We start from the raw sequence: 20,506 nt of genomic DNA, 5'->3' as shown, positions 1-20,506 counted from the left end.
ATCAACACCCGATACGGAGCCCACCGGCGGTGCTCAATGCAGATCACTGATTTTACGAATCACTCCGGCGGTGTGTCGGCCACGCTTCCATCGCCACGGTTCCCTCGGGATCCACAGCTCTCATGATGCGTCGTCCGATGCTGGACATCTGACGAATCTGCGCTTTTGTCAACGGATCGAGAACGTAAGTGCGCACAGCTTCCACATGCCCTGGTGCAGTCGCAACCACCTTGTCCCAGCCTTCATCCGTAAGGATCGCAAGGGTGAATCGACCGTCACTCGGATCGGGCATCCTTCGCACCCAGTTCTGCTTCTCCAAACGTCCGACCACTTGAGACAGTCGAGGGAGGGAGCCTTCGGCAACGGCCGCGAGCGTGCTCATCCGCATTCGTCGGCCGACTGCTTCAGATAGTGCCGCGAGCACTTGATACTCGAAGTGGCTCATGCCGGCATCGCGCTGCAACTGTCCGTCGAGTACGACAGGAAGTCGCATCATTGTTCCTGCGAGCGCCATCCAAGCTTGCCACTCCTCGTCGTCGAGCCAACGCGGCTCCTGCTCGGTACCCATATCGCCGAGTATAGCGGCGAAGCAGGGCGAGACTCCTCCCGAATGACTTGCATCTTGAAGTCATATCCTTTAGTTTCAACTTCAACCATTAAGTCAATCGAAGGGCGTGACCAGCAATGAACACCATCTTGTGGATACTCGCAGGAGTCCTCGCACTCGTCTTCCTCATGGCAGGACTGATGAAGATCGCTCAGCCGAAGGCCAAGCTGGCGGAATCCGGAATGGGCTGGGTTGAGAACTACAGTGCCGGCGCCGTCAAAGCCATCGGCGGAGTGGAAATTCTCGCCGCGATCGGACTGATCCTCCCTGCGTTACTCGGCATCGCACCGGTATTGGTGCCACTCGCAGCCCTCGGCCTGGTACTGGTGATGCTCGGCGCTGTCGTTGTCCACGGAAAACGCAAGGAAACTCCGATGATCGGGGTCAACATCGTGTTGTTGGTGCTCGCAGCGGTGGTTGCCTGGGGGCGATTCGGCCCCTACTCGCTCAGCGCCTGATCCGTCATCCCCATTGGCGCCACGCTCAGCGAACCGGTCGTAGCACCGATCTGCCCAACAACTCACAAACCTGCAAGGCCAGAGCGAGATCCAACTTGTCGCGGCCGGCAGCGACCGGATCGCCGAGCGCCTTGTTGATGCGATATTTCACCGTATTACGGTGCAAGTTCATGTAATTGGCCGTGTGCAGATGACTTTCCCCGTGGGCGAAATACACGCTCAGCGTCGTCCGCAAGGATGCGGCAGAAGGTGTATCGTCCGCCAACGGACCAAGTACCTCCCAGACCCATGACTTCGTAGAATCGATGTTCTCCGACAGGAGTGATACCACGGCTACGCCTCGGTCCCCGAAACTCACCACGGGGCGCTGCGGCGTATCTGGCACGGCAGCAACGGAATAGGCTGCCGTGGCCTGTTCGTGGGACCGCTTGAATCCTTCGACCCCCGACCCCGGCAGTCCGATTGCCACCCGCGCTCCGCCGTCCAACGGCACTGCCGCCGCGAGAACTTCCGGATCCACCGCAGGCACCCGGCGACCGAACGGCAGCCACGCCCACACCGTGCGTCGATCGATGGCGGTGATGATCGGCGGCTTGTCTGCTCCTGCCGCTGCACCGAGGTCCCGTACGAGTCGGTCCAGGGTGTTGATGCCCATGACGTCCGCATCCCACGTCGACCAGACCACCAGGGCGACGTGGTTCTGACCAAGGCGGTATCCGGTCTCCGCTTCGAATGCAGCGGTATCTGCGTTGGTGCCGGACAGGAGGGCGTGGATCGCGGCCGAATGGAGGTTTCCCTGCGCTGCCATCCATCGACTGCGTTCCCGCTCGTACGCGTCGAAGACGTAGAGCGTGATCCAGTCGATGTAGCTGTAGACCACATCCGAAGTGTGTTTCAGGACAGCCAAAGTGAGTCGTGCCGGAATGTCCAGTGTGCTGATCTCGTCGTGACAGATCCGCATCAGATCGCCTTGGCCCATGTGGTAGGCGCGAACGAGAGAGTTGGACGGAACGTCCCGCTGCGCCAGCCGCAGAGCGTATTCCACTGCAGCAGTAGTGGGTTGGAGATGATCGATCGGTATGTCGTTGGCCAAGACGTGGATGATCGTCGTGATGTTTCCCTGCACGCTCGCTTCGAGCATTTCGAGCAAATTGGCATCGGCGTCCAACTGGTCGATTTCGTGAGCCATCATGAAAGCCATCTCACGCGCGATATCGGCGCTGCGCGCGTCGAGTCGCCGGGCCAATTCGGCAACCACGGCAAGCACTTCCGGCTCCGCGGCTGCAGGCACCCGGGCGAGGCGCCGCATCGCACCGGCGCCTCGCTCCTTGTGCGATGGACTACTCACAGAACTTCCGCACCCTTTCGTCGTAGGTACTTCAGAGCCGATTCGGCTGCGTTGTACCCGCACATTCCATGTGCTCCGGCACCCGGCGGGGTCGAGGCCGAGCACAGGTAGGTGCCCGCGATCCCCGTGCTGTACGGATCGACTGCGACGCGCGGACGCAAGACAACCTGCAGTTCGGTGTTGGCACCTCCGATGATGTCGCCGCCTACCTGATTCGGATTGTCCTCTGCCAGGGCAGCTGTACCACTGCTCGACGTAGCGACGATCTGCTCCCGGAATCCTGGCGCAAACCTCTCGATCTGACGAGTTATCGCCTCCGTAGCATCGCCGGCGTAACCGTGAGGCACATGGGCATAGGCGTACAACGGATGAATGTTCCCGGCAGAGCGGGTGGGATCAGCCAGGTATTGCTGACCGAGAAGCACAAACGGCCGGTCCGGCATACGGCCCGAATTCGTGTCACGCTCAGCTGCCACGATTTCGTCGAAACCACCTGCCAGATGGACTGTTCCGGCCCGAGCGCAATCCGGATTGGTCCACGGCACGTGACCTTCTATCGCGAAATCAACCTTGAAGGCCCCAGGAGCCTGTTTGAACTTTCGATAGGCCTTCGCCACTCGGGCGGGGAGACGATCACCCAGGATTTCGAGCGCACCACCCGGATTGACGTCCAGCAGAACAACATCGGCGTCAGGAATCTCGGAGGCGGTGCGAATCCGAACGCCGGTGTCGACCTTGCCGCCGTGATCGAGGAGCATCGCTGCCATGGCGTCGGTGATCGAACGCGACCCTCCCTCGGCGACCGGCCACCCGTAGCGGTGACCAGCAGCCGTGATCATCAACCCCACCGCCGACGTCGCCGGACGGTTGAGCGGATAGAACGCGTGCGCGGCGACTCCGCCGAACAATGCTCTGCCCTTCTCCGTCTTCCACAGTTTCGCGGTCACGGTTGCCGGAAGCAGTGCTCGCGGGCCGAAAGCCGCAAGCCGCAGCGGATGGCGCGGAACGTTGACGATCGGGCGCATCAGATCGGACGCCAGAGCGTCGAATCCCGTCGACAAGTCACCGAACATCCGTTGCCATCGCTGCCCGTCCGCACCCAACCCCGCCGCGGTCTGCTCCAGCGAGCGGTACAGAACACCCGCGTCGCCGTTGTCGAGCGGATGCGCGCAGTCCACCTCTGCCCATCTCCAGATCAGCCCGTAGCGCTCGAGGTCCAGCTTGGACAGGTACGGCGAGCCGATACCCATCGGGTGAAACGCCGAGCAGTGATCATGGATCAACCCCGGCACGTCGATCGGACCGGAGCGGGTGCCTCCGCCGATCTGGTCGGCGGCCTCGAGTACCTGCACGTCCACACCGCTACGTGCAAGGTGTACCGCGGCAGCGAGCCCATTGGGCCCGCTGCCGACGACTACGGCCTTTGTCACTTACTCACCTCTTGCTCGCTACCGCTGACCCTCGTACGCATCTTCGGTTCGGAGACAACCTGCGGATCCGTTGCCGCGCGGTCGGCCCGTACGTCCAGTGTCCACTGAACGTCGAACGGAATGGGCCCGTTCGGCAACCACGGCTGTTCGGCGACTGCGTCGGCGACCTTGAAAGTACCCCGTTCGATGACACCGAGAGCAGCATCGATCACCTGATACTCCTGCGTTCCCTTGTGGATGGGCTGCGATTCGATCCAGGTCACCAGGAACTCACCCGGCGCGAAGTTGCAGCGACGCTGAATCGCGGCGATCAGTTTCGCGTCGTGCAGGTGGCCGTCACCGAAGTTGAAGGCGACGATGGAGTTGCACATGAACTCTGCTTCCCGCAGCGAGTACGTGTTGATGTCGTCGCCGAGGTGCCTGATCATCAGAGAGAACAGCGCACGCCCCTGGCTGTGCATGGAACGCCAGCCCAACAGCTGATGCAGAACGACGTCGGACACGTCCTCGGGGTACATCGTCATCAACTGATTGCGGGTATCCGGCGACGGACGCTTGATGAACTGGTCGATCTTGGCTTCGGCGCCCGGCGCGAAGGCCCACGTCGCCGATGCCCAGTTGCCGGCGTACTGACGCATCGACGGCAGGAACGACACCAGATCGGGTCGAAGGTTTCCGAGAATCGGGAAGAAGGCAAGGGCTGCAACAATTCCCGCGGTAATCCACGGCGAGGACATGGCGCCGAGTCCGTAGCCGTCCCACGCCGGGAATCCCAGGAACAGGAAGACCGATGCGTAAGCGAACAGGAGATTCCATTCGAGTGGGACGGCAAGCGGGAAGGTCGACGCGATGAACAAGTGGAATCCAACCATGAGGATCACGGCAAGGATCGTGAGGGTCTTGTTCGTCGAGAACAGCAGGATCAACGGGGTGACGATTTCGACCATCGTTCCGGCCACGTGAGCGACGCCGCCGCCCAGGTGCGAAGGCCGCAGATCCTCGGGGAAGTTCCGGTAGTGCGCACGCTTGATCTTCTTCGACGGGATCCACGGCGTGTTGCTGAGCATCGGGGGGACCACCAGCGAAAAGTGGCGACCGAACTTCGAGACACCGGCACCGATCCACACCATGACGATCAGCAGTTTGAGCGCCAGGATCATGTCGACGAAGGGCAGGAACGTGAAGAAGAAGATCGCCGGCAAATACTGCTCACTACGGGCAGCGATGAAGGGCACCTTGTCCCGCAACCCGAGAATCACCATGAGTACCAGGAAGGAGTACAAGACCGTCGGGCGCACCAGTCCGGCATTGTCAGCGATTGCCGAATCGATTCCTGTGGTGTGAACACCGGGAAGAACAGCGGCAACAAGGAGATTGGCGACTGCGGCGGCATAGATGACAACGTCGAACATCGTGCGGGTGTCACCCGAGGTGAGCGGCACCTTGCCCGGCCACGGTGGCAGGCGAATGGTGCCGGGGCGGATCCAGTACAGAACTCCACCGGTCATCGGCTTGAAGTGGCCGGCGAGCGGGCCCCAGGATCCTGCCAGGCCCAGCATCTCGAGCATCATCGTCCAGATGATGAGTTTCTGGTAGATGATCGGCTGGTTCCACCACGATCCGATGTCGAACCACGAGAGGCCGGAAGTCAAAGTGGCAACGGCTGTTCCAGCTGCCAGGTAGAGGAACAACAATTTCATGATGTAGACGGTGTGGACCATCTTCGGCGTACCGAAGCCGTAATCCACCCAGTGCGTGGACATGTCACGCAGACGCTCGAGAAACGGCTTGTCCATGAACGTTGCCGGATCGACGGGAGGGAAGTTTCCTTCTTTGAATCCCATGATGTGCTCCTGAAATACGGAATGTGGGCATGACGGATCGACTCGACGGACGTCGTCGAGTTGTGCTGGTACTACTGGGAAGGGACTAGTGAGCGGGAGTTGCGCTCAAAGCTCGTCTCATTCCAGGTTTGTCGATCTTGCCCACCGGGTTTCGGGGAAGCGTATCGACGACGTAGATCGCCACTGGCACCTTCACTCGGGTGAGCAAGGCCGTGACATGTTCGAGCAGTTCGTCTTCGGTGACGGGCGCGTCGGGGTAGGCCACAACATAGGCAACTGGCACCTCTCCGTAGACCTGGTGCGGAGCCCCGATGACGGCGGCCTCCAGCACGGAAGGATGTGTGGCGAGCGAGTTTTCGATCTCCTTGGGGTAGATGTTCTCGCCCCCGCGGATGATCATGTCCTTGATGCGGTCCACCAGCGTCAGGTAGCCGTCCTCGTCCAGTACTCCGACGTCACCGGTGTGCAACCAGCCGTCCTTGACGGTCTTCGCGGTCTCCTCCGGCTTGCCCAGGTAACCGCGCATCACGTTGTCGCCCTTGATGACCACCTCTCCGGCGGTGCCGACGGACGCAAAGGTTCCGTCCTCGGCGAGAATCGCAATCTGCTGGCCGGGCAGCGCCGGTCCGACCGTGCCGAGTTTGCGCACCCCCTCGACAGGATTGCAGGCCGACGCACAGGTCCCCTCGGTAAGTCCGTACCCCTCGACGATCACGAAACCGAAACGCTGCTCAGCGCGTTCGAGGAGCTCCTTGCTGATCGGTGCCGCACCACACACGGCGAACCTCAGAGAGGACGTGTCGATCGACGCATCTTCCGGCTGAGAGGTCAGCATCGCGTAGATTGCCGGCACCGCCGAGAAATACGTGGGACGAAGCCGCGCAACGTCGTCGAAGAATCTCGACACCGAGAACTTCCCGGTGACACTCACCTGCCCGCCGACGAGCAAGGGCGTCAAGACGCTGACGCAGATCGCGTTGACATGGAACAGCGGCAAGATCAGCAGGCAGTGATCTGCGCCGGTGACACCGATGTTCTTGCCCATCGACGAAGCCATGAACTGCAGGTTGGCATGCGAGAGCATCACTCCCTTGGGTCGTCCGGTGGAACCGCTGGTGTAGATGAGCAACGCCAGATCGTCTGCTGCAACATCGGTTCCGGGCCGGAGATCCGTCGGCGGCACTGTCGCCAAATCGTCGACGACCAATACCGCACGGCCACCCGAGGGCGCGTCGGCGGTGGCGGTGATGACCAACTCGGCACCGGAGTCCGCGATCTGGTAATCCGCTTCGTTCGCAGTGAACATCGGGTTGATGGGTGTAGCCGCAGCACCTACTCGCCAAGCAGCCATGATCGCGATCAGCAACTCGACGCGATTGGGCAGCATGATCGCCACCACGTCACCGAGTCCGATCCCGAGTCCGGCCAATTGCGCGGCAACGGCTTCCGTGCGATCTGCGAACTCCTCATAGGTGAGTTCGACGTGGTCGTCCCGCAGGCACGGCTTCTTCCCGTACTTCTCTGCAAGATCCCAAGCCAGATATCCGATGTCCGCCACGAGAGTCAGCACCTTTCATTCGTGTGTGACTCAAAACACTATCGGCGTCCCGTGGTCGAAGAAACGGTCCCAGGAGATCAACTTATCCAGGTTCTTTGTTCCCGGAGCACAACGCCGCATGTGCAGCGCACGTCAGATCAAGGGCTGATGCAACACCTCGTGGGCCCGCTGCGTCACCACTTCGGAGATCCGGCGCAAGACTGGCGACGACAGTTTCCACTGCTGCCAATACAGCGGAACGTCGTCGACGAAGTCCGGGTCGAATTCGATCAGCGCCCCGGAATGCTCGTCGTCGCCACGCTGCAGGTCCGGTATCAGCCCCCAGCCGTATCCCCGCCGAACCGCGTCCGCAAAATCTGCCGACGAAGGAACAAGATGGCGGGGCGGATCGACGGGATGGCCGACTTTTTGATCGAGATACCGATCCTGCAAGAGATCTTTCCGATTGAACACCACCAACGGCGCGGCGGAAAGAGATTCTGCCGTAACACCATCCGCAAACCAACGACGACAGAACTCCGCGCTCGCCATCGGCCGATACCGCATTATGCCGAGCCGACTCGAAGAACACCCTTGAATCGGCGACGCGACCGACGTGACAGCGGCCATGACCGAACCGTCGCGCAGCAGTTCGGTGGTGTGGTCTTGATCGTCGAGATGGAAGTCGAAACTGACCTCGTGCGTGAACTCCGCGAGAGCACCCAGAACCCAGGTGGACAGCGAATCGGCGTTGACCGCGACAGCGACGCGGGCGAATGTTCCCGAACCGTTTTCAAGGCCGAGTTCTCGCACCGTATCGCGCGAAAGGGCATCTATCTGACGGGCAAGACGCAGGACTTCCCGCCCGGAATCGGTAACCCTGATGGGTTTGGTGCGCTGCACCAGGATCCGGCCTACCGAGGTCTCGAGAGCTTTGATCCGTTGACTGACCGCCGACGGCGTGATGTGCAACTTCCGCGCCGCCGCGTCAAAGGTTCCCTCGTCGACCGCAGCGTGCAATGCCCTCAGTTGCTCGAAGTCCAACATGATCTGAAGCTACTCTGATGCATCCTAAGAATCATTAGCTGGACTGATTACAATCTGCGGGGCAGGCTCGACAACATGCTCAGCACCACCGACCCAGCGTCGGCCCTCGTCGGTTTCGGAGTCGGACTCTCTCTGATCGTCGCAATCGGCGCACAGAATGCATTCGTTCTTCGCCAAGGCCTGACGCGCTCGCACGTACTCCCGATCGTCGCAGTCTGCGCCGTCTCAGACGCAGTTCTGATCCTTGCAGGCATCAGCGGAATCGGCGCCCTCCTCGAACACGCACCGTCACTGATCACTGCCGTTCGCATCGCCGGTGCCCTTTTCCTGCTCAGCTATGCACTCTTCGCCGCCAAACGAGCACTTCGACCGCAAACATTGGCACCGGACCAACATGGCAACGGGTCGAGGCTTACCGCCGTCACGATGGCATTGGCACTCACCTGGCTGAATCCACATGTCTATCTCGACACCGTCGTGCTGATGGGTTCAATTGCCAACGGTCGCGGCGAGATCGGACGGTGGTGGTTTGCAATCGGCGCCGTCACCGCAAGTGCAGTCTGGTTCAGCGCCCTCGGTTACGGCGCGCGTCTGCTGACACCGCTTTTTGCAGAACCCGCCGCCTGGCGGGTTCTCGACGCTCTGATCGCCGTGATGATGACAGTCCTCGGAATCAGTCTGCTCACCGAATTGTGACCCAGCGATACAAGCACTTTCCGGTATCGGGATGGGTTACCGTCCAAGGTGAGTAAGGCTCAATTCACCTGTCGAGAGTTGTGACCATCAGGTAAGGCTGATCACGATGACCGAGGATGTCGACTCCGAACCGCGTGACTCCAACCGCGGACTGGGCTTGCTGTGTCTACTCTCGGCCGTCGCCGGCGTCCTGGTCGGATTTGTCGGCGGCGCGTTCCGATGGTGTCTGATCAGGGCCGACGAACTTCGTCAGACGATCGTGAATTGGGCACATCACGTTCCGTACGTCGGGTGGCTCGTGCCGGTCGTCCTGGTTGCGCTGTGCACCGCCCTTGCTGTTCTGATCGTCAGACGAGTACCCCTCGCACAGGGAAGCGGTATCCAGCACGTAGAGGCAGTGTCCCGCGGTGAAGCGAAGCCGCCGGGAATCAATCTCGTGCCCGCCAGATTCATCGGCGGCCTCTTGGCGATCGGCTCGGGTCTGGTCCTCGGCCGCGAAGGCCCCACCGTCCACATGGGCGCGGCAATCGGAGCGGAAACGGGACGACGGGCCCACCTTACCGAACCGGACGTCGCCATGCTGCAAACGTCCACGGCCGGAGCAGGACTCGCCGTTGCGTTCAACGCGCCGATCGCCGGCGCACTGTTCGTCTGCGAGGAGGTGACGCACTCGTTCCGGCTACGCACTGTTCTGCCAACGCTTTTCGGTGTTTCGATCGCGGTGGGCTGTGCACGACTTGTCATCGGCGATCAACCAGATTTCGAGGTCGGCACCGTCCCGACACCTCAACTCGCACTGTTGCCACTGTTTGTCGTCTTCGGAATCCTCACGGGGCTACTGGGTATCGCGTACAACCGCTTGATTCTGGGACTACTCGATATCGTTGCACGACTCGACAGGATTCCACCGACAGTCATCGGCGCAACGATCGGCGCCGTCATCGGCCTGACGCTCTTCCTCGACCCACTGGCAAGTGGGGGCGGTGACGTTCTTGCACAGATGATCGTCGGTGGCAGGACCTTCGTTCTGCCGATTCTGCTGCTGTACTTGGTGGTTCGGTTCTTCACGGGCCCGCTGTCGTACGCTGCTGGAACTCCCGGCGGGCTTTTTGCGCCCCTACTCGCACTCGGCGCACTGTGGGGGTCGATCTTCACCGGACTGTCGAGCTTCGTGCCCGGAGTCGGCGCCGGACTCACGATCACCATGGCCACCGTAGGCATGGCCGCGTTTTTCGGCGCCGTGGTACGCGCACCGTTCACCGGCATCGTGATCGTGGTCGAGATGACAGCGGTGACGTCGACGCTGGTCCCGATGCTTGCGGCCACGGCCGCAGCGGTATTCGTCGCTACCGTGGCAGGGTCGGCCCCCATCTACGACAGTCTCCGAGAACGGATGCTGGAAGCTCGACGCCCTCCTCTGGGATGATCATGATCAACATCGTCACCGCCATGATGTGTACGCAGAGGAGCATCCATGACCCCACGCACCGACGTCGGGGAAGTCCTCGCCCTGGAGCGGGAATTGCAAACTGTCGAATGCAGGCGCAACAGCGCACGTGTGCTCGCATTGCTTGCCGAAGACTTCATCGAGATAGGCGCATCGGGTAGCGTCTGGGACCTCCCGTCGACCGTAGAATCACTGCGGAACGAGTCGAGCGACGGCGGCCGCATCGAAGTTCACGATATGACCGGTCGAATCATCGACGACGGATACGTCCTCACGCAGTGGGATTCAGTTCGTGGGACGCGTCGCGCGCGGCGCACATCCTTGTGGCGTCGAACACCGAGCGGATGGCAATTGGTACACCATCAAGGCACCCCGCTCCTGTGACCGCACAATGTTCAACCTGCGAACAGCCCTCTAGGTCAATGGCGTTCCGACGTAGTTCTCGGCGATCAACGTTCGTCCGGCCACCGAGCGCGTGACCATGTCCAACTCAGCCAACTGACGACGATGGCCGAAACCGCTGTCGTCTGGCAAGCGATGAAGCATCGATGACATCCACCACGAAAAGTGCTGCGTCCGCCACACACGCGGCAGCACCGTTTCGGTATACCCGTCCAACATCTTTCGGTCGGACGAGGTGAAGAAACTGTCCATTGCCTTTGCCAAGGCGTAGACGTCAGCAATCGCGAGATTCATTCCCTTTGCGCCGGTCGGCGGCACAGTGTGCGCCGCATCTCCAGCAAGAAAGAGGTTGCCGTGCTGCATCGGCTCGCACACGAAACTGCGGAACTGAAGGATCGACTTCTGAAAGATCCTGCCGTCCTTGATCTCCGCACCCTCACCGTCGACCCGCATGTGCAGCTCGTCCCAGATTCGATCGTCGGACCAGTTGTCCACGGAGTCGTCCGGATCGACCTGAAGATAATGACGCTGCACCTCGGGCGTCCGTGTGCTGATCAGCGCAAACCCACGCTCGTGGTTGGCGTAGATCAATTCTTCCGATGACGGCGGCGCCTCGGCCAGGATGCCGAACCACGCGAAGGGATACTGCCGGAAATGATCAGTGCGGATCGACGGTTCGGGAATCAGCTTTCGCGTTTCGGTTCGTGACCCGTCGCAACCGGCCACCAGGACGCACTCGAGCTTCTGGTCGCTTCCGTCCGAGTCGACGAAAGTAATACTCGGGCTATCTGATTCGTGATCGTGCACTCGCGCGTCGGTCACTCCGAATCGAATGTCCCCGCCGTCGGCGAGGCGTCGCGCAATCAGGTCTACGAGCACCTCGTGCTGCGGGTACACCGTGACGGCGCGCCCGTCGGTCAGTTCGTCGAATGCGATGCGGTGCCCTCGCCCACCGAATCGCAACTCGATTCCGTGATGTTCGAGGCCTTCTCGCTTCAGTCGGTCACCGAGTCCGGTCTCGACCATGAGATCAACGGTGTTCTGTTCGAGCACACCCGCACGAATGGTGCCTTCCACCTCTTCGCGGGTGCGGCATTCCAGGACGATCGAATCGATTCCCCTCAGATGCAAGAGATGCGAGAGCATCAACCCGGCGGGACCGCCACCGACGATTCCGACCTGGGTGCGCAACGAAGACATACAGAGAACTCCTGAGGTGAGTGGCGATTAAGACCACCCTCAACCACTACCGCTCCCCTGAACAGCTGAAATTTCACTCAGTGAAAGATCGAAACTGAGCTATCGAAGCCCGCCGCCACCAAGCCCGCGTGATATTCCGCGAGCAGCCGCGGCCAAGGCCGGCAGTAAGGGAGCCGGATCCTGCTCCACCGGAACAACTGTCGACACCGCTGCGACAACGTCGCCGCCGGCTTCGCGGACCGGAGCGGCAACGGCAAGAGTTCCGACATTCAGATACTCACGACACACCACGAATCCGGTGCGTCTGATCTCATCGAGAGTTGCTCTCAAGATCCGCTCGGACGTAATGGTTTTGGGTGTGAACGCCTCGAGGCCGGCTCGGAGGACGTCGTCGAGAAGCTCGGTTCCGCCGTGCGCCAGGAGAATCAATCCACCGCTGGACGCGTGCAACGGCAACCTACCGCCGGCGCGGCCGACCACGGTGACGGCGCTACGCGAGGACAAGCGCTCGAGGTACAGCGCCTCGGTCCCCTCACGGACAACCAACTGCACGTTCTCCCGAGTGACCTCGTACAGGTCCTCGAGGAACGGCAACGCCACCTGTCTCAGACCGTGCGCCCCGGGAGCGAGAGCGCCGATTTCCCACAACCGGACTCCGACCTGGTATTTGCCGTCGCTCCGACGCTCGAGGGCGCCGGCAGTCACCAGCTGCCCGCACAGTCGATGGACGGTGGGCAGAGGTAGATCGGTGCGGCGACTGATCTCCGATTGAGTCAACCGAGGAGACGTCGCATCGAAGGCACCGAGCACGATGAATGCCCGGCCGATCAACGAACGGTCGCCTGATGCCATTCACACAGTGTGACTCACAAAGCCGTGTGACTGACATCAGGCGAAACGTGTTCGAGCGGTGCAGAGCTACGCGGAGTGCGCCAATTCCGGTTCGCGTTCGGTCACCGGCGGCGCGGCCTCGATCTTCATCGGCTCCTGCGCGTAATGGAAGTGCGGACGACGGTGACCGATGAACGATCCGAACCACGACATCACGGCGACATACCGGTTGCGGAAGCCCACCAGGTACATCACGTGCACGGCCAACCACATGAACCAGGCGATCGTGCCCTTGAACTCGACCTTGCGGACGCGACACACAGCACTGAATCGGCTGATGATCGACATGCTGCCCTTGTCGAAGTACTTGAAAGGCGTTCCGGCCTTGACCTTTCCGTTCACAGTCTTCGCGGCATGACGGCCACCCTGCATTGCAACGGGCGACTGACCCGGCAGACCGTTCAGCGAAGTCATGTCGCCGATGGCAAAGACGTTGGCAAACCCGCCGACGGTCAAGTCCGGATTGATGAGCAGACGACCTGCACGGTCACTCTCACAACCGGTTGCCTCTCCGAGCACTGCGGCGAAGTCGTTGGCGCGTACACCGGCCGACCAGATGACGGTCTCGGCGTCGATGCGCTTCTCTTCCTTGGTCTTTGCCGAAGAGACGGTGACACCGTGCTCGTCGATGGCGGTGACCATGGTGTTGAGGACTACCTCGACACCCGACTTCTCGAGCGAGGCCTGCGTGTACTCACTGAGCTTGCCGCCGAAGGCCGGAAGCGCAACGCCGGCGCCTTCGACCATGGTGACCGTGACCTCGTCGGCACTGATGTTGTTGATGGCCTTCGCAAAGTAGCGACGCGCCAGTTCCTTGATCTGTCCGGCGAGCTCGACGCCGGTCGCGCCTGCACCCACGACAACGAAGCTGAGTAGGTTGCGGCGAACCAGCGCGTCGTTGGTGGTGTGGGCTTCTTCGAAGCAGCGCAGGATCTGCTTGCGCAGCACCTCGGCGTCCTCGACGGTCTTGAGCTTGTAGGTGACCTTCTCGAACTCGTCATGACCGAAGTACGCCTGCGTGGCACCGGTGGCTGCGATGAGCGAGCGGTATCCGAGCGTATGGCGGGTGCCCGAGGCTTCGTAGACGACCGTGTTCTCTTCGGCGTTGACCTCGACGACGCGGCCGAGGCGCACGTCGGCGTTGGGGTACTTCTGCAGGATCGTGCGGATGGGCGGAGCAACCTCGCCGGCCGACAGAACACCCGTTGCCACCTGGTAGAGCAGCGGCTGGAAGAGGTGCTCGGTGGTGGCGGAGATGAGGACGAACGGCGTCTTGGACTTCGCGAGGGTCTTGGCCGCGGCGAGGGCTCCGAATCCCGAACCGACGATCACTACCTGAGTCTGCTCGTGTCCAGTCGCGTCGATGTCTGCGCGACCCGCAGCTGTTCTATCCACAACAAATCTCCTCAACCAAATTGAAAGTATGACTATTACGGTATGGACTGATCATGGGTCCGGTCCAGCTAGCTGGAGTATTCGCAAGACTGTTATCTCGATTGCTCATAAGTAAGCTGTCCTCATGGACTTCCGCCAACTCAAGTACTTCCTCGTCGTGAGCGAGGAACTGAGCTTCAGTCGCGCTGCCGAGCGCTGCTTCATCTCGCAGTCGGCGATCAGCCATCAGGTCGCGCGACTGGAGAAGGAGCTTGGCGCGACACTCTTCGAACGCTCGACCCGAGCCGTTCGCCTTGCCCCGGCAGGATCGCGACTCGTGCCCATCGCGCAGCAAGTCCTCAGCCTCGAAACGATGGCGTACTCCGTCGCACGCGACCCACGAGCCCGGATCCGGATCACCGGAAACATGAGCTTTGCCGCTCAGACGCTGGACGCCATCGCACACGTGCGCGAACTTCACCCCGACCTGGACGTCGAGTTCGTCATCAAGAGTTTCGCCCACCGCATGGACGCCGTGGCCTCCGGTGACGCCGACATCGCGCTGATTCGCGGCGGCGTCGACCGCCCCGGACTCGAGCCCCTGGACCTCGGCGTCGAGGACCTCTTGGTCGTCATGTCGAGTCGGCACCCCCTGGCCGGTCAGCAAAGCGTCGACCTCAACGACCTGGCCGCATATCCCCTGCTCTTGCCGCCACGCCAAAGCCAGGTGCTCATCCACAAGGTGGTCGAGGACGCGTTTCGCGAAATAGATCGACGCGTACAACTTGGCCCCGCAATTCCCAGCGATCACACCGCCACGCTGGACGTGATCACCAACCCTCGCGCCTGGACGCTGCTGTATTCGATCACCGCAGGCGAATCTCCACGTGCTGGAATCAGCTTCATGCGAGAATCGCACGGCCGCTTGCGAATTCCGGTGTCCGGGGTGACCCGTAGCGGCATCACCTTCTCCACCGAGTTCGCCGATCTGATCCAAGCACTCAAGGACGCAATGAACCCGTCTTTCACTGAATGAAAGTGCGATGGCGATCGACCTCCTCACAGAGCAACGTGGTGGGTAACCATGTGATGCGGCGCGCAGTCGCATCCCTTTCTCGAGGAGCGGCCATGTCGAGTTTGTTGAGCGAACCTGTGTGGGAATCGAAGATCTTCGACGGTGAATGGGTCCGCGGTAACGCCGAAGATCGCATCGTCGTCGAACCGGCCACGGGCAAGCAGTTGACGACGGTGGGCATGGCAACACCCGACGACGTGGCAGCCGCTGCAACAAAAGCTACTGCAGCTCAGAAGGATTGGGCAGCACGCCCCTACACCGAACGCGCCGCTGTTCTGCGCCGCGCCGGTCAATTGTTCGAGCAGTACGCCGACGAAATCGGCGAATGGGTGATCCGGGAGGCAGGCAGCATCCCGGCCAAGGCCGGACTGGAAACCCATACCGCTGCCGAGGAGTGCTACAACGCCGCAGCCCTGGCCGCACACCCCGTAGGTGAAGTGCTGCGCTCGGAGCAACCTCGACTGAGCTTCTCTCGTCGCGTACCCGTCGGAACCGTCGGCGTCATCGCACCTTTCAACTTTCCGATCATCCTGTCGATCCGGGCAGTCGCTCCCGCACTGGCACTGGGTAATTCGGTGATCCTCAAGCCTGACCCGCGCACGGCGATCTGTGGCGGTGTGGTTCTCGCTCGCATCTTCGAAGAAGCCGGCTTGCCCGCCGGAGTGTTCAGCATGCTGCCGGGCGGGGCTGACGCCGGTGAGGCAATCGTGGTTCATCCGAGCGTTCGCGTCATCGCATTCACCGGGTCGACCCGCGCCGGACGGGCTGTCGGCGAACTGGCAGGCCGCCACCTCAAACGAGCGCATCTCGAACTCGGCGGCAACAACGCGCTGATCGTCATGGACGACGTCGACCTCGAAAAGGCCGCATCTGTCGGCGCTTTCGGCTCGTTCATGCACCAGGGGCAGATCTGCATGACCACCGGCCGTCAACTGGTCCACGAAAGTATCGCTGCCGACTACACCGCACTCCTTGCCGAACGCGCCGACAAGCTTCCGGTAGGCGACCCGTTCACCGGTCAGGTCGCACTCGGCCCCATTATCGACGCCAAACAACGCGACCACATCCACTCCCTGGTCACCGGAAGCATCGCGGCCGGAGCAAAACTGGCTGCCGGTGGCACCTACGAAGATCTCTTCTACCGGCCCACCGTGCTGGCCGACACCCCACTGACCGCCCCGGCCTTCGCCGACGAGGTCTTCGGGCCGGTCGCACCGGTGACCTCCTTTGCCACCGTCGAACAAGCCGTCGCCATAGCCAACGATTCCGAATACGGATTGTCGCTGGGCATTCTGACCTCCGACGCCATGCGCGGACTCGAACTCGCTCAACAGATCCCCACCGGCCTCGTACACATCAACGATCAGACGGTCGGCGACGAAGCCGTCATCCCGTTCGGCGGCATGGCATCTTCGGGTAACGGCGGCCGCGTCGGCGGTATCGGCGCAAACCTCGACGCCTTCACCGAAACGCAGTGGGTGACGGCCCAGAGCACACTCCCGGTCTACCCCTTCTAGTTCGACAAACACCGAGCTGATTTGACAAATACCAGGCGTGTCCCGGTGGCTCACTGACCAGCATTGACGGGATCGATCTCGCGGACTTACCATCCAGAGAAAATTACTTCGCCACATTAAGCATTTTCTCTTGTAATTCCCGAGAAGGACCCACTTGACGAATTCAGTGACGACCGACAGTGCTGCGCAACCAACGGTCTGCGACACCCCGGATATATCCGTCGTAACATCCCCGCGCCGCGAGGCCGTCATCATCGGGGCCCTCAGCCTGGCCGCGATGATCGTCTCGATGATGCAGACGCTGCCCGTTCCGATTTTGGGACGCATTCAGTCCGATCTGGGCGCATCCGCGGCCGGCATCAGTTGGGTGACGACGGCGACATTGCTCTCGGCCGCCGTCTTCACTCCCCTGTTGGGCCGCTACGGCGATCAGCACGGAAAGAAGCGCACGCTGGTCGGCGTTCTGATCGTGATGGTCATCGGTTCGATCGTCGCCGCGCTGGCACACAATCTGCCACTTCTCATTCTCGGACGCGTCCTCCAGGGAACTGCCACCGCCATCTTCCCGCTGGCTCTTTCGGTTCTGCGCGAAGAGGTTCGCCCGCACAAGCTCCCCGGTGCGATGGCATTGGTCAGCGGAACTCTTGCATTCGGCAGTGGACTCGCCCTCGTGGCCACCGGACTTCTCACATCGGCTCCGGATGCCGACTACCGCAACGCCTTCTGGATGGCCACCGGGTTCGCGTTGCTTGCCCTCGTCGCCGTCATCACGCTGGTTCCGGCGACCAAGCACAAGAGCGGTGGGCGCGTCGACGTCATCGGTGCGCTGAGCCTGGGCGCTGCACTCCTTCTGCTCCTGTTGTCGATTTCGCAAGGCCACCAATGGGGTTGGATCTCGCCCTTGACCATCGGTGTTTTCCTGGGCTCGATCGTGATGTTCGCAGTCTGGGTCTGGATCGAGAAGATCGTCGACGAACCGCTGGTCGACATGCGGATGTTCGTCCACCGGCCCGTGATGATGGCGAACCTGGCAGGGGTCATGCTGGGCTTCGGAATGTTCGCCAACTTCCTGGGCATCTCCTATCTCGTGCAACTTCCCCACGCCCTCACGGGATACGGATTCGACGCCAGCATTCTGCGTGCGTCGGTGGAATTCCTATTGCCGGGAGCGATTGCCTCGCTGATCGCAGCACCGATCGGCGGGCGCCTCATCAGAGTGCGCGGGCCACGCTTCGTCCTGGGACTCACCGCGATCTGTGGTGCGGTGCCATTCGCCTGGCTCGCGTACGACCACACGCACACCGCATCGGTCATCGGTGCCGGCATCGTGATCGGCACCGCCGTCAGCCTGGGTTACGCGGCCATGCCCGCGATCATCATGTCGAGTGTTCCGCATCGCCAGAGTGGAATAGCCAACGGCATCAACTCGATCTCCCGTTCCACCGGCAGCGCCATGGGCAGTGCAGTGGTGACCACGATTCTCGCCTCGATGACCATCGCGAACCTTCCCGAGGGCGTAGCCGCTCTGCCCAGCGAATCCGCCTTCACCGTCACGTTCGTCACCGCCGCCGTGGCCTTCGCCCTCGTCGGTTTGGTCGGGTGGCTTGGTCTGCGCCCGGCGCGTTCCCCAGCCTCCACGGAATAACCTCCCGCTGCGTGAGATCGGAAGTACCGCAGGGGGTTAAGCGCACCGTAGCCTGCGCAGATGCCAGGTGAGACGCTCTACGTGATCGACCGGATAGTCACGAATCCCGGATGTGGGAAGAAGTTCGTCGACGAGTTTCGCGCCGGCTACCTGCCGAATGCCAGTCGCCGCAACCTGACTCTCGACAACATGCTTGTCAGTCCGCCGCTGTGGGCCGAGGACGAGTCCAACATCGTCACGATCACGTGGACCGTCGAGGGGACCGCCGGTTGGTGGGCGATGACTCGTTCGAGCCGCGGTGACGCCACTCTCCGGCAATGGTGGGACGCAATGGCTCCGCTCATTGCCGAACGAAGCCGCACCATGGCTGCCGCTGCCGACGACGTCGACGGACTGGCCGATGTATAACGTCACAAGGGTGGTTTTTGCAGCCGACACCGCGGACTCGGCCAGCTGGGTCAATGCGATGAACACCATTGCAGCAGTGGCAGAATCGTCTGGATCAGTTCGCCATCTCGTCACCGCCACACTGCCCGGCGTCATCAACGGCGGAGAGCTGATCATGCATCTCCAGTTCGAGGACGAAGCGTCGTGGCAGGCCGCTCGAGGTGCCGTTGACGCCGGACTTCACCACGACGCCGTCGAGCGCTTTCACGGCGCCGAGTACGCTTCCGGAACCGAGGGTCGCTCGCGCGCCACCGGCCCGAACGGGGTGTACCGAGCGCTGCTGATTCGCGTTGCACCCCATACCCCCGAGGACGCAATCGAACGCTTCGAAAGCGACTTGCTGAAGATGCCCGCGCATATCTCCTCGATCGCTGCCTGGCGGCTCAGTCGAGTGAGCGCAGCGACCGGCGCACCATCTGCATGTGACGAAGCACCGTGGACCCATGTGTGGGAGCAGGAGTTCACCGATCTCGCGTCACTGCAGACCCAATACCTCGACCATCCGATCCATTGGGGCGTCGTTGATCGATGGTTCGACCCCGAATGCACCGAAGTCATTGTTCGGGACAGAATCTGTCATACCTTCGGCGAATTGAGCGAAGAACTCCTATCGAGTGACGGCTGACGCCTCGCGAATCATCGCCCAAACTTTCTGTCGTGCAGGTTCCGTGAGCGACAACGACGGAATAGTGAGGAACCCGTGAAATAGCCCGTCGAAGCGATGATGCTGCACCGGGACGCCGGCCGAGGCAAGTAGTTTCGCGTACTCGTCGCCGGCCGAGCACGGCGGATCCAGCTCAGCTGTCACGATGACGGCCGCTGGAAGATCGGCGAACGACTCTGCCCGAGTAGGTATCACCCGCACGTCATCTCGGCGTTCGGGCGCATATTGGTCCCAGTACCACTTCATGGCCGTGGTCGTGTTGTAGTGGTCGGTGCCGTAGAGACGGTAGGACTCGGTGTCGAAATCGTCGTCGATCACGGGATAGATGAGAACTTGCGCCGCAACCTCCGGACCTCCACGATCGCGGGCGGCAATGGCAACTGTCGCAGCGAGATTGCCACCCGCGCTGTCACCGGCCAGCACGATCCTGCTCGGGTCAGCGCCGTACTCTGCCGCGTGCTTCGCTGCCCACTCCACTGCTGCATACACGTCGTCGTGTGCTGCCGGGGCGGGATGTTCAGGGGCCAGACGATAATCGACGGAGACCACAACGGCGCCGACACCTTCCGCCATGGACCGGCAGAATTCATCATGGCTGTCCAGGTCGCAGAACACGAAGCCTCCGCCGTGAGCGAAGACGACCAGCGGAATGGCGTCGGACGAAGTGCGCGGGCGGTAGACGCGGATCGACAGATCTCCCCCGGGGCCGTCGATTGCGAGATCTTCGACCGCACGCATGTCGGGAAGCCGCTCCAGCGGAGCTCGTCGATTCCGAAGCAAAGCGCGTAACTCCGACGGGTCGAAGCTGGTGACGTCCGGAAATGCTGCGTTGAGCGTGGCCAGCATTGTGACGACTTCCGCGTGAATTGTCATGGGC

19 protein-coding genes are annotated in these 20,506 nt (G+C 61.7%); 9 read left to right on the top strand and 10 right to left on the bottom strand.

What is annotated here, in order from left to right:
* Window positions 1-52: 52 nt before the first annotated feature.
* Window positions 53-568 carry a MarR family winged helix-turn-helix transcriptional regulator gene (locus ACFWEM_RS02120; protein ID WP_378530714.1) on the bottom strand — a complete coding sequence of 172 codons (516 nt, stop codon included), beginning with the start codon at window positions 566-568 and terminating at the stop codon, window positions 53-55.
* Between the two features lie 116 nt (window positions 569-684).
* Between ACFWEM_RS02120 and ACFWEM_RS02115 the strand changes: the two genes are divergently transcribed.
* The gene (locus tag ACFWEM_RS02115; protein WP_378530712.1) at window positions 685-1,065 is read left to right on the top strand and encodes a DoxX family protein; all 381 of its coding nucleotides are present in this window, start codon (window positions 685-687) and stop codon (window positions 1,063-1,065) included.
* Window positions 1,066-1,090: 25 nt separating this feature from the next.
* Here the strand turns inward: ACFWEM_RS02115 and ACFWEM_RS02110 are convergent, their stop codons facing one another.
* The 5 genes from ACFWEM_RS02110 to ACFWEM_RS02090 all read right to left on the bottom strand — a co-directional run bounded on the left by ACFWEM_RS02110 (window position 1,091) and on the right by ACFWEM_RS02090 (window position 8,271).
* Window positions 1,091-2,374 carry a PucR family transcriptional regulator gene (locus tag ACFWEM_RS02110; RefSeq protein WP_378532709.1) on the bottom strand — a complete coding sequence of 428 codons (1,284 nt, stop codon included), beginning with the start codon at window positions 2,372-2,374 and terminating at the stop codon, window positions 1,091-1,093.
* Window positions 2,375-2,409: 35 nt separating this feature from the next.
* Window positions 2,410-3,843, bottom strand: a complete 1,434-nt coding sequence (locus ACFWEM_RS02105) for a phytoene desaturase family protein (RefSeq protein ID WP_378530710.1) — start codon at window positions 3,841-3,843, stop codon at window positions 2,410-2,412.
* Window positions 3,840-5,687, bottom strand: coding sequence for a DUF3556 domain-containing protein (locus tag ACFWEM_RS02100; protein ID WP_378530708.1), 1,848 nt, complete (start codon window positions 5,685-5,687; stop codon window positions 3,840-3,842). The genes ACFWEM_RS02105 and ACFWEM_RS02100 overlap by 4 nt, the downstream gene beginning before the upstream one ends.
* Before the next feature lie 85 nt (window positions 5,688-5,772).
* Window positions 5,773-7,245, bottom strand: a complete 1,473-nt coding sequence (locus ACFWEM_RS02095) for a class I adenylate-forming enzyme family protein (protein ID WP_378532707.1) — start codon at window positions 7,243-7,245, stop codon at window positions 5,773-5,775.
* Between the two features lie 132 nt (window positions 7,246-7,377).
* On the bottom strand, window positions 7,378-8,271 hold the full coding sequence (locus ACFWEM_RS02090; RefSeq protein WP_378530706.1) for a LysR family transcriptional regulator ArgP: 894 nt from the start codon (window positions 8,269-8,271) through the stop codon (window positions 7,378-7,380).
* Between the two features lie 75 nt (window positions 8,272-8,346).
* Here ACFWEM_RS02090 and ACFWEM_RS02085 point away from each other — a divergent pair, with 75 nt between their 5' ends.
* The 3 genes from ACFWEM_RS02085 (at window position 8,347) to ACFWEM_RS02075 (ending at window position 10,798) form a co-directional block, all read left to right on the top strand.
* On the top strand, window positions 8,347-8,967 hold the full coding sequence (locus tag ACFWEM_RS02085; protein WP_378530704.1) for a LysE/ArgO family amino acid transporter: 621 nt from the start codon (window positions 8,347-8,349) through the stop codon (window positions 8,965-8,967).
* A gap of 106 nt (window positions 8,968-9,073) precedes the next feature.
* A complete protein-coding gene (locus ACFWEM_RS02080) occupies window positions 9,074-10,393 on the top strand; it encodes a ClC family H(+)/Cl(-) exchange transporter (RefSeq protein WP_378530702.1) in 1,320 nt (439 codons plus the stop codon).
* Between the two features lie 48 nt (window positions 10,394-10,441).
* Window positions 10,442-10,798 carry a DUF4440 domain-containing protein gene (locus ACFWEM_RS02075; RefSeq protein ID WP_378530699.1) on the top strand — a complete coding sequence of 119 codons (357 nt, stop codon included), beginning with the start codon at window positions 10,442-10,444 and terminating at the stop codon, window positions 10,796-10,798.
* A 30-nt stretch (window positions 10,799-10,828) separates the two neighbouring features.
* On the opposite strand, the gene ACFWEM_RS02070 is transcribed toward ACFWEM_RS02075, so the two are convergent.
* The 3 genes from ACFWEM_RS02070 to ACFWEM_RS02060 form a co-directional block, all read right to left on the bottom strand.
* Window positions 10,829-12,016 (bottom strand): 4-hydroxybenzoate 3-monooxygenase, encoded by a 1,188-nt coding sequence (locus ACFWEM_RS02070; protein WP_378530697.1) that lies wholly within the window; start codon window positions 12,014-12,016, stop codon window positions 10,829-10,831.
* A 99-nt stretch (window positions 12,017-12,115) separates the two neighbouring features.
* Window positions 12,116-12,868 (bottom strand): IclR family transcriptional regulator, encoded by a 753-nt coding sequence (locus tag ACFWEM_RS02065; RefSeq protein ID WP_378530695.1) that lies wholly within the window; start codon window positions 12,866-12,868, stop codon window positions 12,116-12,118.
* A 66-nt stretch (window positions 12,869-12,934) separates the two neighbouring features.
* Window positions 12,935-14,302: an NAD(P)/FAD-dependent oxidoreductase gene (locus tag ACFWEM_RS02060; RefSeq protein WP_317826081.1), complete on the bottom strand. Its 1,368-nt coding sequence runs from the start codon at window positions 14,300-14,302 to the stop codon at window positions 12,935-12,937.
* 124 nt (window positions 14,303-14,426) lie between these two features.
* Between ACFWEM_RS02060 and ACFWEM_RS02055 the strand changes: the two genes are divergently transcribed.
* The 5 genes from ACFWEM_RS02055 to ACFWEM_RS02035 all read left to right on the top strand — a co-directional run bounded on the left by ACFWEM_RS02055 (window position 14,427) and on the right by ACFWEM_RS02035 (window position 19,590).
* The gene (locus ACFWEM_RS02055; protein WP_378447514.1) at window positions 14,427-15,317 is read left to right on the top strand and encodes a LysR substrate-binding domain-containing protein; all 891 of its coding nucleotides are present in this window, start codon (window positions 14,427-14,429) and stop codon (window positions 15,315-15,317) included.
* Window positions 15,318-15,409: 92 nt separating this feature from the next.
* Window positions 15,410-16,873, top strand: coding sequence for a benzaldehyde dehydrogenase (locus ACFWEM_RS02050; protein ID WP_378530693.1), 1,464 nt, complete (start codon window positions 15,410-15,412; stop codon window positions 16,871-16,873).
* 154 nt (window positions 16,874-17,027) lie between these two features.
* The gene (locus ACFWEM_RS02045; RefSeq protein ID WP_378447516.1) at window positions 17,028-18,518 is read left to right on the top strand and encodes an MFS transporter; all 1,491 of its coding nucleotides are present in this window, start codon (window positions 17,028-17,030) and stop codon (window positions 18,516-18,518) included.
* Between the two features lie 60 nt (window positions 18,519-18,578).
* Window positions 18,579-18,926, top strand: a complete 348-nt coding sequence (locus ACFWEM_RS02040; RefSeq protein WP_378530691.1) for a hypothetical protein — start codon at window positions 18,579-18,581, stop codon at window positions 18,924-18,926.
* Between the two features lie 10 nt (window positions 18,927-18,936).
* Window positions 18,937-19,590 carry a Dabb family protein gene (locus ACFWEM_RS02035; protein WP_378530689.1) on the top strand — a complete coding sequence of 218 codons (654 nt, stop codon included), beginning with the start codon at window positions 18,937-18,939 and terminating at the stop codon, window positions 19,588-19,590.
* On the opposite strand, the gene ACFWEM_RS02030 is transcribed toward ACFWEM_RS02035, so the two are convergent.
* Window positions 19,573-20,502, bottom strand: coding sequence for an alpha/beta hydrolase (locus ACFWEM_RS02030; protein WP_378530687.1), 930 nt, complete (start codon window positions 20,500-20,502; stop codon window positions 19,573-19,575). The genes ACFWEM_RS02035 and ACFWEM_RS02030 overlap by 18 nt on opposite strands.
* Window positions 20,503-20,506: the final 4 nt, after the last annotated feature.

The organism is Rhodococcus sp. NPDC060176 (genome assembly GCF_042728675.1).
GTDB lineage: Bacteria > Actinomycetota > Actinomycetes > Mycobacteriales > Mycobacteriaceae > Rhodococcus_F.
The sequence above is the reverse complement of the archived record's forward strand: the minus strand, read 5'-3'. Positions and strand labels throughout refer to the sequence as shown.